At 61.5% G+C, this 15,407-nt stretch carries 15 protein-coding genes; 10 read left to right on the plus strand and 5 right to left on the minus strand.

Features of this window, described 5'->3' with window-relative positions:
* The first annotated feature begins 441 nt into the window (after positions 1-441).
* From FNU79_RS17945 to FNU79_RS17970, 6 genes are all read left to right on the plus strand, one after another.
* Positions 442-1,767: a hemolysin family protein gene (locus FNU79_RS17945; protein ID WP_143722171.1), complete on the plus strand. Its 1,326-nt coding sequence runs from the start codon at positions 442-444 to the stop codon at positions 1,765-1,767.
* Positions 1,764-3,077, plus strand: coding sequence for a hemolysin family protein (locus tag FNU79_RS17950; RefSeq protein ID WP_143722172.1), 1,314 nt, complete (start codon positions 1,764-1,766; stop codon positions 3,075-3,077). The genes FNU79_RS17945 and FNU79_RS17950 overlap by 4 nt, the downstream gene beginning before the upstream one ends.
* A gap of 92 nt (positions 3,078-3,169) precedes the next feature.
* Positions 3,170-3,400 carry a hypothetical protein gene (locus FNU79_RS17955; protein ID WP_143722173.1) on the plus strand — a complete coding sequence of 77 codons (231 nt, stop codon included), beginning with the start codon at positions 3,170-3,172 and terminating at the stop codon, positions 3,398-3,400.
* Complete coding sequence (locus FNU79_RS17960; protein WP_143722174.1) at positions 3,397-3,984, plus strand: metalloregulator ArsR/SmtB family transcription factor; 588 nt, start codon at positions 3,397-3,399, stop codon at positions 3,982-3,984. Before FNU79_RS17955 ends, FNU79_RS17960 begins: the two co-directional genes overlap by 4 nt.
* A gap of 10 nt (positions 3,985-3,994) precedes the next feature.
* Positions 3,995-5,272, plus strand: a complete 1,278-nt coding sequence (locus FNU79_RS17965; RefSeq protein WP_143722175.1) for an aminopeptidase — start codon at positions 3,995-3,997, stop codon at positions 5,270-5,272.
* A 40-nt stretch (positions 5,273-5,312) separates the two neighbouring features.
* Positions 5,313-5,669, plus strand: a complete 357-nt coding sequence (locus FNU79_RS17970) for a GIY-YIG nuclease family protein (RefSeq protein WP_143722176.1) — start codon at positions 5,313-5,315, stop codon at positions 5,667-5,669.
* 140 nt (positions 5,670-5,809) lie between these two features.
* Here FNU79_RS17970 and FNU79_RS17975 read toward each other — a convergent pair whose 3' ends face one another.
* Positions 5,810-7,468 (minus strand): FAD-binding dehydrogenase, encoded by a 1,659-nt coding sequence (locus tag FNU79_RS17975; protein WP_143722177.1) that lies wholly within the window; start codon positions 7,466-7,468, stop codon positions 5,810-5,812.
* 206 nt (positions 7,469-7,674) lie between these two features.
* Entirely contained in the window at positions 7,675-8,613 is a 939-nt protein-coding gene (locus tag FNU79_RS17980) for a hypothetical protein (protein WP_225430166.1), read from the minus strand.
* Positions 8,614-8,680: 67 nt separating this feature from the next.
* Between FNU79_RS17980 and FNU79_RS17985 the strand changes: the two genes are divergently transcribed.
* Entirely contained in the window at positions 8,681-9,028 is a 348-nt protein-coding gene (locus tag FNU79_RS17985; protein WP_143722178.1) for a hypothetical protein, read from the plus strand.
* A 30-nt stretch (positions 9,029-9,058) separates the two neighbouring features.
* Here FNU79_RS17985 and FNU79_RS17990 read toward each other — a convergent pair whose 3' ends face one another.
* Positions 9,059-9,688, minus strand: coding sequence for an HAD family hydrolase (locus tag FNU79_RS17990; protein WP_143722179.1), 630 nt, complete (start codon positions 9,686-9,688; stop codon positions 9,059-9,061).
* A 454-nt stretch (positions 9,689-10,142) separates the two neighbouring features.
* Here FNU79_RS17990 and FNU79_RS17995 point away from each other — a divergent pair, with 454 nt between their 5' ends.
* Positions 10,143-10,580, plus strand: a complete 438-nt coding sequence (locus FNU79_RS17995) for a hypothetical protein (RefSeq protein ID WP_143722180.1) — start codon at positions 10,143-10,145, stop codon at positions 10,578-10,580.
* Positions 10,581-10,597: 17 nt separating this feature from the next.
* Positions 10,598-11,050 (plus strand): pyrophosphohydrolase domain-containing protein, encoded by a 453-nt coding sequence (locus FNU79_RS18000; protein WP_143722181.1) that lies wholly within the window; start codon positions 10,598-10,600, stop codon positions 11,048-11,050.
* Positions 11,051-11,182: 132 nt separating this feature from the next.
* On the opposite strand, the gene FNU79_RS18005 is transcribed toward FNU79_RS18000, so the two are convergent.
* Together FNU79_RS18005 and FNU79_RS18010 are read right to left on the minus strand one after the other, a co-directional pair.
* Positions 11,183-12,373 carry an amidohydrolase gene (locus tag FNU79_RS18005; protein ID WP_143722182.1) on the minus strand — a complete coding sequence of 397 codons (1,191 nt, stop codon included), beginning with the start codon at positions 12,371-12,373 and terminating at the stop codon, positions 11,183-11,185.
* Between the two features lie 80 nt (positions 12,374-12,453).
* A complete protein-coding gene (locus FNU79_RS18010) occupies positions 12,454-14,172 on the minus strand; it encodes a M3 family oligoendopeptidase (protein ID WP_143722183.1) in 1,719 nt (572 codons plus the stop codon).
* 111 nt (positions 14,173-14,283) lie between these two features.
* Here FNU79_RS18010 and FNU79_RS18015 point away from each other — a divergent pair, with 111 nt between their 5' ends.
* Positions 14,284-14,862, plus strand: coding sequence for a GNAT family N-acetyltransferase (locus FNU79_RS18015; RefSeq protein WP_143722184.1), 579 nt, complete (start codon positions 14,284-14,286; stop codon positions 14,860-14,862).
* Positions 14,863-15,407 lie beyond the last annotated feature (545 nt).

A 15,407-nucleotide genomic window follows, 5' to 3' on the forward strand; every position in this document is an offset into this window, starting at 1 on the left:
AGACCGAGCGTGAATCTGGAGTTCATTCGGGGGAATGAACCGCTCACCTGCTCCTGTCGGAGCAGCCCTCATCGTCACTTACCGTTCATCTGTCATGCATCTCGCCTCACTCGGAGGCTCAGAAACAATACCCCCCTTTCCCAGTCTTGTCAACTGTTTACTTTTGCCATTTGGCACAGGGAGCAAAAAACCTCAGATTGTGGCATCGTCTCAGCCGTGTTGGAGACGTGCTGAAGCAGCTTGGGCGCTATCACTCGTCTTGGGCCACTGGGAGCGGCTGCTCCTCACCAATGCTCGGCAAGTAAGCACAGCTGAACCCAACCCAGCAACCTGCACTCCTCCTGCGCTCTCAAACCCGCTAAACTAATCTCAGATGTCTTTGATTGTCGTTTGCCTAGAAGTTGAGGAGCCGCCGAGTTCACGGCCAGTTCTTACGGCCCTGTGAGCGCCCTCCTTCCCAGTTTTATTTTGCTCGTTCTCACCGCTCTCAACGCCCTGTATGTGGCGGCTGAGTTTGCCACTGTCGGCGCACGCCGCAGCCGCTTGCAGGAGCGGGCTGACGGCGGAAACGCCAAAGCCAAGACGCTGGCAGGCATCTTGCACGACCCGCGCCGCCTCGACGATTACGTGGCAGCCTGTCAAGTCGGAATCACGCTGACCAGTTTGCTCTCGGGCGCGTATGGGCAGGCCCAGCTCGCGCCACTGCTGACGCCGTATCTGGGCGAGGTGGGCGGCGCGGCGGCGGCAACGGTGGTGGTGCTGCTGATTATCACGGTGCTGCAAGTGGTGTTGGGCGAGCTTCTGCCCAAGACCGTGGCCCTGCGTTACCCGGAGCGGCTGGCGCTGGCGCTGCTAAAACCGATGCAGTTTAGCTTGGTGTTGTTCAGGCCCCTAATTACGCTGCTCAACGGCGCGGCCTCGCAAATTCTGCGGCGCGTCGGGGTGGGCGGCGAACACAGTCACACCCACGTCCACTCCCCCGACGAGTTGCAGGCGCTGTTTAGTGCCAGCGCCAAAGGCGGCCTGATTGACGCCGCCGAGCGGCAAATGCTGGCAGGGGTGCTGAACATTGAAGACCGGGTGGTGCGCGAAATCATGACGCCGCGCACCCGCCTAGTGACGGTGGGGCACGCCGAACACCTCGCCGACGCGCTGGGACGGCTGTCCACCAGCGCTTACACCCGCTTTCCGGTGATCGGTGAGGGCGGGATAGATGACGTGGTGGGCGTGGTGAATTTGCGGACGCTGTATTTGCGCTCGCGCCAGCGGCCCGAAGCGGCAGTCGCCACGATCATGTATAAGCCGCTGATCGTGGCCGACGCCACCGCCGTGCCGCTGCTATGGCGCAAGCTGCGTGAGGCTGGCCGCCACAGCGCCATAGTGGTGGACGAATACGGCGGCGTGGCGGGCATGGTCACGCTCGAAGACGCCATCGAAGAAATTTTCGGCGACCTTCAAGACGAGTTTGACCAAGAAGACGAGGCCTACAGCCAAGTCGAGCGGCGCGTCAGCGTGCGCGGGGACTTACTGATTGACGACGTGAACGCCGAGTTGCGCTTGGAGCTGCCCACTGAAGAAGCCGACACCATCAGCGGGCTGATCTGGGCCGAGATGGGGCGGCTGCCGATGGTGGGCGACGAAGTACGGGTGGGCGAGTTGGTGATGCGGGTCGAGAGTATGGAGCGCCGCGCTGTGCGCCGCATCAGCTTTGACCGTGAAGACAACCAGAGCATCATCGTCACCTCCAAAAAGCGGGGCGAAGCGTGAGCACCTACCTCGTGCCGATCCTCATTATTCTGGTGCTGGTCGTTGTCAACGGTGTGTTCGTGGCGGCTGAATTCTCGCTGTTGGCCGCCAGAGTATCGCGCCTGGAGAGTCTTGCCAAAGAAGGCAATGCCGCCGCCCGCGCCCTGACCCAAGTGATGAGCAGCGCCCAGAACAAAGACCGCTATATCGCCGTGGCGCAACTCGGCATTACGCTTGCCAGCATCGGGCTGGGCATGTACGGCGAACACGAACTGGCAGGCTGGCTCTACGCGCCTTTTGAGCGGCTGGGACTCGGCGAGGGCGCGGCGCACTCGGCCGGAGCAGTGATCAGCTTGCTGGCCATCACCTTTATGCATATTGTCTTCGGTGAGATGATTCCCAAGGGGCTGGCGCTGCAACTGCCCGAATCCACCAGCTTGAGTGTCAGCCCGCTGATGCGCTTATTTGCAGTGATTTTTGCGCCGCTGGTGTGGCTGCTCAGCGGCATGGCCGTGGGGCTGATGCGGCTTTTGGGCATCCGCGATCCGGGTGAAAACAGCTTCCTGTATTCCAGCCGCGAACTGGCAATTGTGACCCGCGAGAGCGCTGAAGGCGGGCAAATTGACGACGCCCAGCAAAACCTGATTCAAAATATCTTCGCGCTCGAAGACCACACTGCCGCCGAGCTGATGACGCCGCGCACCCGCCTCAAAGCCCTTTCCATCAGCGCCAGCGCCGAAGCCATTCACACCCTGATCGCCGAGGCTCCGCGCAGCCGCTTCCCGGTCTACGAAGAGAGCCTAGACAACATCGTGGGCGTGCTGCACATCAAAGACTTCATTCGCGCCCGCAGCTTGCTGGGAAACAAAGCCGGTGCGGGCGCGGGATTTAATTTGCGCCGCCTGCTCCGCAAACTGCCCAGCGTGGCCGAGTCGGAGACGGCGGAAGATTTGCTGGCCCTCTTCAAACGCGAGCGGGTTCACGCCGCTTTAGTGGTCGACGAATACGGCGGCACACTGGGCTTTGTCACGATGGACGACCTGATCGAAGACGTGATCGAGCTGGACGAAGACGACCCACGCATCATCCACAACCCCGACGGCTCGTACAGCTTGGACGGCGAAGTGACACTTTCGGAGCTGCGCGACGACCTCGGCTTCAAGCTGGTGTCTGACGACGCCAACACGGTGGCGGGCTTGGTGCTGGCCGCTTACGGCACCTTGCCGCCTGCCGGCATCACGGTACACGTGCAGAACGTGGATTTGACCGCCGAAGCGGTGGAGGGCCTCAGAATCACGCGGGTACGGCTGCGGCAAGTGGACGGCGTTTGAGGGTGTAAGCAGGCGGTAAAAGGCGCTCTAGGCCACCACGCTTATTTCGCTCTTTATCGAAACAAAGTAAGCTTATTTAGAGGAATGACGAAATGAGCGAACAGATCTTCACCGACCCGACCCACTTTTTTGAAAGCACCCTCAGCCGCTTGATCGGCAATGCCGAGCGTGATCTGGCGCTGGCCCAAGCGGAAGGCGAAGCACTGACCGCCACCAAAGCGCGGGTGCGCTTAGACACCCTTCAGGCTACACTGGAGATTCACCGCGCAGGCTTCAAAGTGGTGGAGCGCCAACAACTCAAAATTCGCCGAGCAGCGCCTTGAATAACGTTCAAGACGCCGCCGACTTCTTCAAAGCGCTGTCGCATCCAGCCCGTGTGCTTTTGGTTCGGCTGACTTGGGAACGCGCCCGCAGCGGCGAAGAGCTGTGCAAGCTGCTGAATTTGTCGGCGGCCACGGTCAGCCACCACCTCGCGCAGCTCGACGACGCCGGACTGATCACGGCGGAGCAGTCGGGCCACCACCGCTTTTACCGGGCGCACCAAGCCGCCTTCGCGCCCACACTGGCGCAACTGGTGCGGGCCGAATCAAAGCAACCTCCTTCCCGAACCGAAGCCGAGCGCTACCGTGCCAAGGTCATTCAGACGTTCCTCAAAGGTGGCAAGCTCAGCGCCATTCCTGCTCAGCGCAAAAAGCGGGACGTCATTTTAGAAGTGCTGGTCAACGAATTTGAAGTGGGCCGCGAGTACCCGGAGCGCGAAGTCAACGAACTTCTGGGCACGTATCACCCTGACTTTTTTACCTTGCGCCGTGAACTAATTATGCGCGGACTGTTGGAGCGCGGCAACGGTGTGTACTGGCGGCCCACTGAACAAGCGGCCGTCAACCCACTTGCGCAGGAGGCGTAGCATGAGCGGCATGACTTCCTCTCACCCAGCTTCCAGCACCGCCCCAGATTCCAACACTGCCGACTTTCAACGCCTCCTCGCGGGCTACGCCGAACTGCTGGTCAAGGTAGGCGTCAACCTGCAACCGGGCGGCAAACTGCTGGTCAATGCGCCGCTGGAAGCGGCCGATCTGGCCCGGCTGGTGGCCCGCAGCGCTTATCAGGCCGGAGCGTTGAGCGTGGTGGTGCGTTACGTTGACGAGCAACTCGCCCGCCTCAAGATGGACGCCGCTCCCGACGCGGCCATCGAGTATGTTCCGTCGTGGCTCCCCGACGAAGCCCTCAGGATGATCGAAGACAGCTATTCCTTCCTGACACTGGACGGCAGCGACCCCGATCTGATGGCCGGAGCCGACCCGGAACGGCTGGCCAAAACGGCCACGCTGCGGGCCGCCGTCATGCGCCCAGTCAGTCAAAAAATGATGGGCTTCGAGGCGGCGTGGTGCATCGGGGCAATCAGCATTCCGAGCTGGGCCATCAAGGTCTACCCCGAACTCGCGCCGGAAGAAGCGGTTTCGGCTCTCTGGCGCGACATTTTCAAGGTGACGCGGGCCGACACGCCTGATCCGGTGGCGGCGTGGCAAGCCCACATCGCCCGGCTGGGCAAGGTGCGCGACTTTCTGAATACCCAGCACTTTGCGTCGCTGCATTTTGCCGACCCGAACGGCGAAACCGACCTGACGGTGGGGCTGGCCGAGGGCCACCTCTGGGCAGGCGTGGAAGACCACACCAAGGCGGGCGTGAAAATCGTGCCGAACATGCCCACCGACGAAGTGTTCACCGCGCCGCACCGAGACCGGGTCGACGGCGTGGCGGTGGCCAGCAAGCCGCTCCTGGTCAGGGGTGAGACGGTGGAGGGCATTCGGGTGCGCTTTGAGAGCGGCAAGGTGGTGGAGGCCAGCGCCCACAGCGGCGAGGCGACTTTCCTCAAGCTGCTCGACACCGACGAGGGTGCGCGGCACATCGGGGAAGTGGCGCTGGTGGCGGCCAGCGCTCCCGTCGCGCAGACCGGACGACTCTTCTACAACACCCTCTTTGACGAGAATGCCGCCTCACACCTCGCCCTGGGCCGCGCCTACCCCTTTACGTTTAGCCAAGACCCAGCCCAGAGCGGCGGCAACGACTCACTAATTCACGAAGACTGGATGATCGGCACGCCCAGCATGAACGTGGACGGTGTGAAGCCAGACGGCAGCCGCGTGACGCTGATGCGCGGCGGCGAGTGGGCCATCGAGGGCCTGACGACCTGAACCCCTGACAACTCGAAGCAAAGTGAATGGAGCGACCAGTATGACCCAGACTCAGCCCCGCGCTTACAAGAACTTCACGCCCAGAATGGGTATTTACGTGCTACGCTGCCCAGCTTCCGACCTGACGTTGCTGGATTTCAGCCCTCACGTGGAAGGCGGCGTCAACCGTGTGCGCTTTCAGCTCGACGCTGGAGTGTATCCAGACAAAGACATTCAGCGGCGCTGGACAGAAAGGGGGCCGGACGCCTTCGAGCTTGAGGTGCTGGATGAACTCGCCTACGATCCCAGCAAGCCAGCCGATCACGACTACAGCGCCGAACTCACCGAACTCGAAGCCCTGCACCGCGAGCGTCTGAGACTCGTGCTCAGACCCAGGAACGCCCGAGGCCTGCGCTGAAGACGTGTTGGTATGGGTCCAGATTCTCCTGACCCTGGCAGGTGTCTCGCTACCGATTTTGCCGGGGCTGGGCTTCTGGCTTCAGCCCGGCGCGGCGTAAAGTCGGGGCTGGCTACGTCACCGGGTCTTTCTCCCCTACCTCAAACCTCCTGCGCCACCGAGCGCCCGGCTATCCGCCCACTGAACAGGCAGCCGCCCAAAAAGGTGCCCTCCAGAGCGCGGTAGCCGTGAACGCCGCCGCCGCCGAAACCCGCCACCTCGCCTGCCGCGTAGAGGCCCGGCATCACCGCGCCGCCGGGAGCCAAAACCCTGGCTTGCAAATCGGTTTCCAGTCCCCCCAAGGTTTTGCGGGTCAGGATGTTCATCTTGACGGCAATCAGCGGCCCGTCCGCCGGATTAAGGATCGGAGCGGGCCTCACCACCCGCGTCAGGCGCTCACTGAGCAGGGCGCGGGCCGACCGGACGAGGGCGAGTTGGGTGTCTTTCCCCACGTCGTTGTGGGTTTGGATGTCGCGCTCACGGACTTCTCGCTCCACCGTTTCGTAGTTCACGGCCTCGTTACCGATCAGCTCATTCATGCCGCGCACCAGATCGGGCAAGTTGGAACGCACCACGAAGTCGGCTCCATGATCCATAAACGCTTGCACCGGCCCCTGCACGTTACGGCCTGCCCGTTTCAGCGACAAGCCGATATCGCGGTTGGTCCAATCCGGGTTCTGCTCGCTGCCCGATAAGCTAAATTCCTTTTTGATGATGGCCCGGTTGAGCAAAAACCAGGTGTAGGGATAGCCATTTCGGGTGATGTGCTGCAAGGTGCCGAGCGTGTCGAAGCCGGGATAATGGGGAAATGGCAGCCGCCGCCCGCTGGGATCGAGCCACAGGCTGCTCGGCCCCGGCAGCACCCGGATGCCGTGACCCGGCCAAATCGGATTCCAGTTCCGAATCCCCTCGGTGTAGTGCCACATCCGGTCCGGGTTGATCAAGCTGGCTCCAGCGGCCTGGGCGGCGAGTTGCATCTGGCCGTCCACATGCGCCGGAACACCCGTGATCATGAAGGCGGGAGCGGGGCCGAGACGCTCGGTGGGCCAGTTTTGCCTCACCAGTTCGGGGTTGCCGCCGATGCCGCCGGACGTGAGAATGGTCGCCCCCGCCGTCAAGTCGAACTCGCCCACCACCACCCTTGAGCTGCGCTCGCCCCGCGCCGCCTCCGAGGATTCCAATACGTCGCCGTGAACGCCGGTCACTCGCCCCGCCGAGAGGGTCAGTCCACGTACCCGGTGGCGAAAAGCAAACTGGATGCGCCCCGCCTGAACGTGCTGGCGCACCCGCCGCTCGAACGGTTCGACAATGCCCGGCCCGCTGCCCCAGACGATGTGAAACCTCGGCACGCTGTTGCCGGGGCCGCCCGCGCCCTGTCCACCGCGCTCGGCCCAGCCCACCGCCGGAAAAAACTGAACGCCTTGAGATCTCAGCCAACTGCGTTTCTCGCCCGCCGCGAACGCCAGGTACGCCTGCGCCCACTGACGCGGCCAGTGATCCTCGGGCCGGTCAAAGCCCGCCGTGTTGAGCCAATCTTGGCTGGCCAGCTCGTGCGAATCATGGATGCCGAGGCGACGCTGCTCCGGCGAGTCCACCAAAAAAAGGCCGCCCAACGACCAGAAGGCTTGACCGCCGAGACTTTGCTCACCTTCTTGGTCGAGCAGCAGCACTGTTTTGCCCGCGTCGGCGACTTCGGCGGCGGCCACCAGCCCCGCGAGGCCCGCGCCCACCACGATCACATCGGCTGGTTGTAAGGTCATGCGCTCAGCTTAGCTCAGGCTTGAGAACTGTTTGTGGTTCCAGCTCAGTGTTGGTGTCGTCGTTCATCTGACCTGAGTTGTCAGGCATAACCGCCGCGCTTCAGCTTTGGTTGGCAAGAGGTTGAGTGGTGTTGAGGAAACAGCAGCGGCCAAACGCGGGCCAAAAAAAGACCGGATTGCTCCGGCCTTTCGTACTTCTCTCAACTTTATTTGTCGTCGCGGCGGCCCGAGCCACCCCAGCCCATATCGCGCCGGGCGCGTGGGCGAGAGTCGCTGTCTGAGCTGCCGCCACTGCTCGTTTCGCGGCGGGGGGCGCTGCGGTCGCCTTGATAGCTGCCGCCTTCACGGTTGCCCTGATAGCCGCCGCTGCTGCTCTCGCGGGGCTTGAATCCACCACGGTCGCCGCCGCCTTGGTATCCGCCGCTTCCACCGCTACGCTCGCCACGGTCTTCGCGGGGGCGGAAGCCGCCTTCACGGTTGCCCTGATACCCGCCGCTGCTGCCGCCTCTGTCGTTGCCACGGTCTTCACGGGGTTTGAAGCCGCCTTCGCGGTTGCCCTGATAGCCGCCGCTGCCGCCGCCTCTGTCGTTGCCACGGTCTTCACGGGGACGGAAACCACCTTCACGGTTGCCCTGATAACCACCGCTTCCACCGCTACGCTCGCCACGGTCTTCGCGGGGGCGGAAGCCGCCTTCACGGTTGCCCTGATACCCGCCGCTGCTGCGCTCGCCGCCTCTGTCGTTGCCACGGTCTTCGCGGGGCTTGAAGCCGCCGCGTTCAGCATTTTCGCGGCCCGCACCTGCACCCGCGCCCTGACTTTCGCGCAGTTCGCGCATCTCGCGGCGCAGGCCACGGATTTCTTTGCCCTGCTCGTCAAGCGTTTCTTGCAACTTGTTGAGCATCGAGAACAGCTGTCCGGCGTCGATAAATTCTTCGTCGTCCTCGCTGTCCTCACCGTCTTCGCCTTCTGCTTCTTCGGCGTCTAATTCAGCGTCCTCGTCAATTTCCTCGCCTTCGAGGTGGGGCAAAATGCTCTGCACAGCGGCGGGAGCCTCTTGCTGCTCAGTGTGCTCGGTCTGCTCTTCTGCGGCAGCCGCGTTGATGGTGTCTTGCTGCTCGCCTTCGGGTTGGTGCTGATCGCTCATGGTCTTTTTGTCCTTTGCCCGTTTTTCGGGTCTACCCCTTAGTCTATCACGCGCCTACACTGAGAGCATGACCCCACCCAGTAACTCTCCCAACAACACGGCGGCCAGTACCGCTGGCAAACCCGTCGCTGCCGCTGACCGCGCCCGCCTAGACCAAGTGTTTATGCAGGTGATGTTAGACGTGCAGGCCCAGGCCCAACAAAGCCGACCTCCGCAGGCAGGCAACCTCGCCGCCATGTTTCACAAAGAGCAGGTCAGCGAAGCGCTTCAGGGCTGCGCCATGCTGATCGCGGGCTGGAACCAAAACCGAATCGACAGCGCCGGAACCACCCGAGCGGCGCGGGCATTTCGGGCGCTGGACTTGCCGGAACTTGCGGGGCGTATCGAGCAGCTCCACAAAATTGACGAAGGCTAAAAAGGCGAGGGCTCAAACCCGGCCCGCCGATCAGACGCCCAGCCAAGCCGCCAACTCTTTTTCAAAGGCCTCATGCCGCTCGTGGGAGTAGAGCAGGCCATGAAAACCGTAGGCGTTGGCGGCGTCGATGTTTTCTTGCACGTCGTCTACAAAAGCGGTCTGCGCGGCGGGACGCTGCATGGCCTCCTCAAGCGCGGCGAACGATTGGGGGTCAGGTTTCTTAATGCCGATTTCGTTGGAAAACACCAGAGCGTCAAAGCGGGTGAACTCGGGCCGCGCCCGCAGGTGATCACTCACCACCGGATAGTTGTTGCTGAGCAGGCCCACCCGGACGGTCTTGGGGAAAGCGGCGAGCGCGGCGTACATCGGGGCGTTGTCATGGACGCTGCTCAGATAAAGGGCTTCAAATTCTTCATAAGCAAACTCCACTCCAGTTTCTTGTTGCAAAGTCGCCCAGAACTGCGGCAGCGTCCACGCACCGACTTCGAGCTGGCGCACATGCTGGAAATAGCTTTGGCGCACCGTTTCCACGCTGACGCCGCCGCGCTCGGCCACCTTGCCAGTGGAGCGCCCATCAAAGGTGCCGATGGTAAATACGCCGCCCCAATCGAAAGCGACGTGACGCTGGGTGGATACAGAGCTGGAAGCTGGGGAAGTCATGCCCACTATTATTGGTGAGTGAGCGCGGCATCAAGGCGGCACGCTCTAGGCCAATCGGAGACTTGTTTTGCTGCGTCACGAATATAAATAAATCTTTACCTCAACCACATAATTAGCACATCACTTGGGTAGATACTGGCTTTTAGTTCCTGAGTTGGTTTGTTGCACCGCTTTTCTGTACAGAGGAATTGGAGGGTTTCGCCCACCTCCCAAGAACGGGCGTGCGAGTAGGCCGAGAGTGTTGTTGTGAGAAGTGTTCTTATGAAACATTAGGCCGCCGAACTGGTTCAAGTCCAGTTGCCTGCTTTGATCACCACGTTATCAACTAAAACGTCTAAAGCCATCTCCTTCGGGGGATGGTTTTTTTGGATGTCGGGGCGGCGGGCAAGTCTACGGCGGCCTTTTGCAGCGCGTGCCACAACCCAGTCCCAACCCAGCCGTTAAGGTGACACAGATGCTTCAGACGGCCCTTCTTACCCTCGCTCTACCAGCTACGCTGCTGGCTGCTCAACAGAATGCTGCCGCTGAGATGACTGTTGAACTGCCTTCCGGCGTGTTGCTGAGCCGTTTCGCGCCCAACCAACTGACCCTCAGCGTAGGCGGACAGACGCAAACCCTTAGGCCGCTCGGCACACCCAACCGCCACGCCGACTACGCCGAATATTTCGGCACGCTGGAGCCGCTGCGCTTCCGGTTGCCGCTGGGCGGCCGAGGAGCCGGCAAGACTCCTGCGCAGGGCACCCTCAGTGCTCAGCTTTTTGTCTGTGACAAAGTGGCCCGGCTGTGTGCCATGCGGACGCTTAAGCTGCAAGTCACGCTCGGCAAAACCCTGCGGCTGACCCAAGCGCAGTTGCAACCCGCCCTGATAAGCAGCGAGGCCGACAGACCCTGAAGCGCTAACTTGAAGGCATGTCCGGTTTCCCGCTTCAAACGGAAGTCCCCGAAAGTAACGCCCAAAAAGTGCAAGCCTTTCACGTCGCCATTGACTCGCCGTATCCAAAGCGTCCCATAGTGCCGAACGCTGAGCGGCTGAGCCTGCGCCTGACCCTGCTGCGAGAAGAAATGCAGGAAGTGGAAGCCGAATTTCAGCACCTCAGCGCCAATCTGGCCGCCACACCCGCCGATCTCGCGCCGCTGGCACACGAGTTGGCCGACTTGCTCTACGTCACTTACGGCGCTTTGGGAGCGCTGGGCGTGGACGCCGACGCAGTGTTTGCCGAAGTCCACCGCGCCAATCTCAGCAAAACCAGCGGCCCACGCCGCGCCGACGGCAAGCAGCTCAAACCCGGAGGCTGGCAAAAAGCCGATGTGCTGCGGGTAATGCTGGCGGAGATGAAAAGCGGGTCACCAGTCGAAAGGTAAGAGGGTACTTCCCAGCTTCACACTGCCGCTCTTGGCCCGCTTACACAAGTAAAGATCAAAAAAGCAGCGGGCTGAGACGAACTAGCCCACTGCCCAACCGCTCAGTTTACCCAGAGATAAATGTCGTTCTCCTTAGCTCGGCTTGCCCAATTCCAAAGCCGCCGCGTGGAGCATCCGCACGCCCGTCACCAGGCTTTCTTCGTCCAGAGTGAAGCGGGGGTGGTGGTGCGGGTAATCGCTTTCGAGCAGTTCGTTGCCGCTGCCCACATTGAAATACGCGCCGGGGGCTTTGGTCAGGTAGGCCGAGAAGTCCTCGCCGCCCATGCTGGGCTGGGCCAGCTGAGCATTCTCGCCCACTTCGGCTTTGGCGATCTCCATTAGCTTGTTGGCCACCCAGTCTGTGTTGATGAGTGGGCGGTAGCCCATGTCGTACTGGAAAGTGTAGGTTGCTCCGTGTGCTTCAGCGACGCCCTTAATGACGCGCTCCAGCAGTCCGGGCGCACGCGCACGCAATTCGGGGTCGAACGAGCGCACCGTGCCCATCAGCTCAGCGGTGTCAGGGATAACGTTGTGGGTGGTTCCGGCTTGAAAGTACGTCACGCTGACCACCAGATTGTCAATGGCGCTGACGTTGCGGCTGACGATGTGCTGCAAGTTGGTGACGACCTGTGCGCCTATCGCGATAGGGTCAATGGCCTGCTCAGGGTGGGCGGCGTGCCCGCCTTTGCCGCGAATGGTGATCTGGAAGCTGTCGGGCGCGGCCATAAACGCTCCCGGCTTGACCGCCACCACGCCCGTCGGAAGCTGGGAGGCGAGGTGCAGGCCAGTCACCACGTCTACTCCGTCCATCAGTGAAGTGCTTTGAACGAGTTCTTCCGCGCCACCGGGGCCAATTTCCTCGGCGTGTTGGAAGATCATCCGGATTTCGCCGTTCACTTCTTCGGGCGACTCGCTGAGCAACTTGGCGACGCCCAGCAGCATGGACGTGTGTCCGTCATGGCCGCAGGCATGCATCACGCCTTTGTTCTGACTGACAAACTCGAAGCTGTTTTCTTCAGTGATCGGCAGGGCGTCGATGTCGGCCCGCAACAGCACCGTCTGACCGGGCTTGCCGCCCTTCAAGACTGCCAGCACGCTGGTCTCGCTGGGCCGCGTGACGGTCAGGTGCGGGAACTTGGCGAGCTCGGCAGCGATGTAGGCCGAGGTCTGGTGCTCGTGGAAGCCGAGTTCAGGATTGGCATGCAGGTGTCTGCGCCAAGCGGTGAGCTGCGGCAACAAAGCGGCGGCGCGTTCGCCGGAAGTCGTGCGGGGTAAGGTCGTCATAAAAACTCCTTTTTACACTTTGAATAGAAATGGAGGAACCGGGACTTGCAGTCTAGCGCTCAGGTCGGCTCCCACGCTGCTCATTGTTTCTGCACAAAGACCATCATCTCCGCCAAGTAAGCGCGGTCAAAGCGGAACTCCAGACCCGCCGCTTTGTAGAGTTCCGGCACGCTGACGGTGTTGCCGAGGCTCAGCGCGTCTTTGTAACGTTGCAACGCCGCCGCCCAGTCATGCTGCGAGGCCCGCCAAATGCCCAACGCCCCCAGGCTGCACATAGCGTATTCGAGGTAATAAAACGGAGCGCGGAAAATGTGGTAATACTGCCACCCCGAGGCCCGCTCGACTCCGTCCAGCTCAGACCAATCCAACCAGGGGTGAAAAGCGCGGTCGAGTTCCAGCCATTTGGCGTCAAGCTCGGCAATACTGACTTGCGGGCCGGTTTCGGAGTACAGCCAGTGCTGAAAAGCGTCCATCTGCGCGGCCCAAGGCAAAAAGAGAATGCTGCTTTCGAGTTGCTCGCGGCGCACCCGCTCCAAGTCGGCGGGGAGGTAGGCGGCCTGCAACTCACCGAGTGCCAAAAACTCCATGGCCATGCTGGGCACTTCGATAAACTCCAGCGGACTCCAGCGGTTCCAAATCAGCGGCTGGGCGCGGGCACTGGCAAAAAAGTGAAAGGCGTGGCCCATTTCGTGCAGCAAGACCTTCAGATCGTTGGCGGTGCCCACCACATTCATCACCACGAACGGCACACCGCTGGCCTGCAAACTCGAGCAGTAGGCGTGACTCATCTTGTTGGGGCGGCTGGCCAAATCCAGCAGTTCGCCGCGCATCTGTCCAAATTGTGCGCCGAGTGCCGGATCGAGGGCGTCAAAGACCCGCTCGGCAATGCCTTCCAGCTCCGCAGCGCTTTTGAAGGGCGTCAGCGGCGGACGGCCCTGCGCGTCGAGGGCGGTGCGGCGCGAGTAGTCCCAGGGCCGCAGGCTTTCGAGGCCGAGTTGCTCTCTCTTGCTGTCCATGATTGAGGCGGCCAGCGGCACCACTTCGCTCAAGATGGCCGCGTGAAAGTCGAGGCAGTCCTGCGGGGTGTAATCCACCCGGTCAAGCTCTTGCCAGCGGTAAGCGCGGTAATCGCCCAGGCCGTCTCGACGCTTGAGGTCGGCGTTCAGCGCCAGTTGGCGGCGGGTGGCGAGCAGTTCGAGCAGCAGGCCGTCCAGCGCGGGCTTCATTTCAGCGCGGCTGCGGGCCATGGCTTGCCAGACCTGCTCGCGGCGCAGCCGGTCAGCGCTTCCCAGCAAGCTCTCGGCTTCCGGCACAGTCAGCTCGGAGTCTCCAAACTCCACCGTTTGGCCGCCGGTGATCTCAGCGTGGCGCTGCATCTGGGCGGCGTGCACCACACTCAGCTCAAGATTGGCTTCGCGGTAAAAGGCTGCGTCGTCACGCATTCGGCGGTATGCCAGCGCAAAATCGGGTGCGGGTTGGTAGCCTTCAAGCGCCAGCAGTTTCTGACGCAGGGCCTGCTCAGCGCGGCCCAGCGGCGGCACCAATTCCTCCTGAAAAGCGCTCAGCGCCCGCTGCGCTTCAAGGTCGGCGGTGTTGAGGTCGGCCCTCAGGCTCAGCACCGCGCCCACCTGCGCGATTTCCTTGCTCAGTTCGCTCCAATCGGCAAGCCAACTCGCCGCGCCAGCGGGTGTCAAGTTGGCTTGCACAAGCGCTTCCATACGCGGCGCGTAGGTCGCCCAGCGCTGCTGCTCAGCCGTCAAGATCAGGTATTGCGAATCGGGTACTCGGTTGTCAGGCATAGCGGCAGTTTAGAGGAAGTGAAGTGGAGTCGCGGGCGAACGGGCGGGCGTTGTTTGCAACCAAACCGCTTATCTGCTACGACCCGCAGGCTCTGACGCTAAGCTCGGCAGATGCCCGAACCTGTTGCCTTTCCCGAGAGCCTGAGCACGCCGCGTTTGCTGCTGCGGGTACCCACCGCCGCCGACGGCCCGCTGATGGCGGCGGCGGTCAATGCCAACTTGGAGCACCTGCGGCCCTGGATGCCCTGGGCGCAGCAGCCCCGCACCCCCGAGCAGCAAAGCGAGAGCATGGCCCGCGCCCATGACCGGTTTTTGCAGGGCGAGGACTTGATGTACCTGATGCTGAAAGGCGGGCAGATTATCGGCTCATGCGGTCTTCACCGAATCGACTGGAGCGTTCCGGCGGGCGACATCGGCTACTGGCTAGACTCCCGCCACCTCGGGCACGGCTACGTCACCGAAATGGCCGCCGCCCTGACGGACTTGGCCCTTACCCCAGCTCAGCGCGGCGGCCTCGGCTTGGAGCGCCTCGAAATTCGCTGTGACCCGCGCAACCACAAAAGCGCCGCCGTGCCCGAGCGGCTGGGTTACGAATTAGAAGCGAGGCTCAAGCGCAATGCCAGAGACGCCCAACATCCTGAGCAACTGCGCGACACCTTGGTGTTTGCAAAGTGGCCGCCAGAAAAGTAACGTTTACAGGCCACTTCATTTAATCGAAGAGCATCAGAATAAATTCGTGGAGCCTTTTGATGTTACGCGGGTTCTGGACGAATAGTTCTGCAATTGCTGCAAAATTCGTCCAGCCGGACAGCCTGAGTAGCGCCGTTAAAACTAAAAGAGTGGGAAAAGAAGAACATTCGAATTCTAAGATGGGCTGAGCGTTCGGTGCCATTCTGGAAGAAAGCAGAATGACCGGGGTCGGCACTCTTCATTTAACAGGCCTGTCAGAGCATTGTCAGAGACAAGCGATTGAGATCAGATTGTCGAAATGAACACAACAATCTGAATCAGTTCATCACTTTTTCAGAAACTTTACCTTCGCTGTTACGTATTCCGCTCAATTTCACTTACAGCTTTTGGGAGAATAATTGGCTGAGCCAAAAACACACTCAGCCGTTTATTCTCCCAAATGTTTTTTGGTATCTGATTAGCGGCTTCCGGCGCTCCCGTCCAAGGACGAGGGTGCTGCTGTTAAGCTGTGGCGCATGGCTGGGACGCTGAGAGAACAGGATCTG

The organism is Deinococcus detaillensis, assembly GCF_007280555.1.
Lineage (GTDB): Bacteria > Deinococcota > Deinococci > Deinococcales > Deinococcaceae > Deinococcus > Deinococcus detaillensis.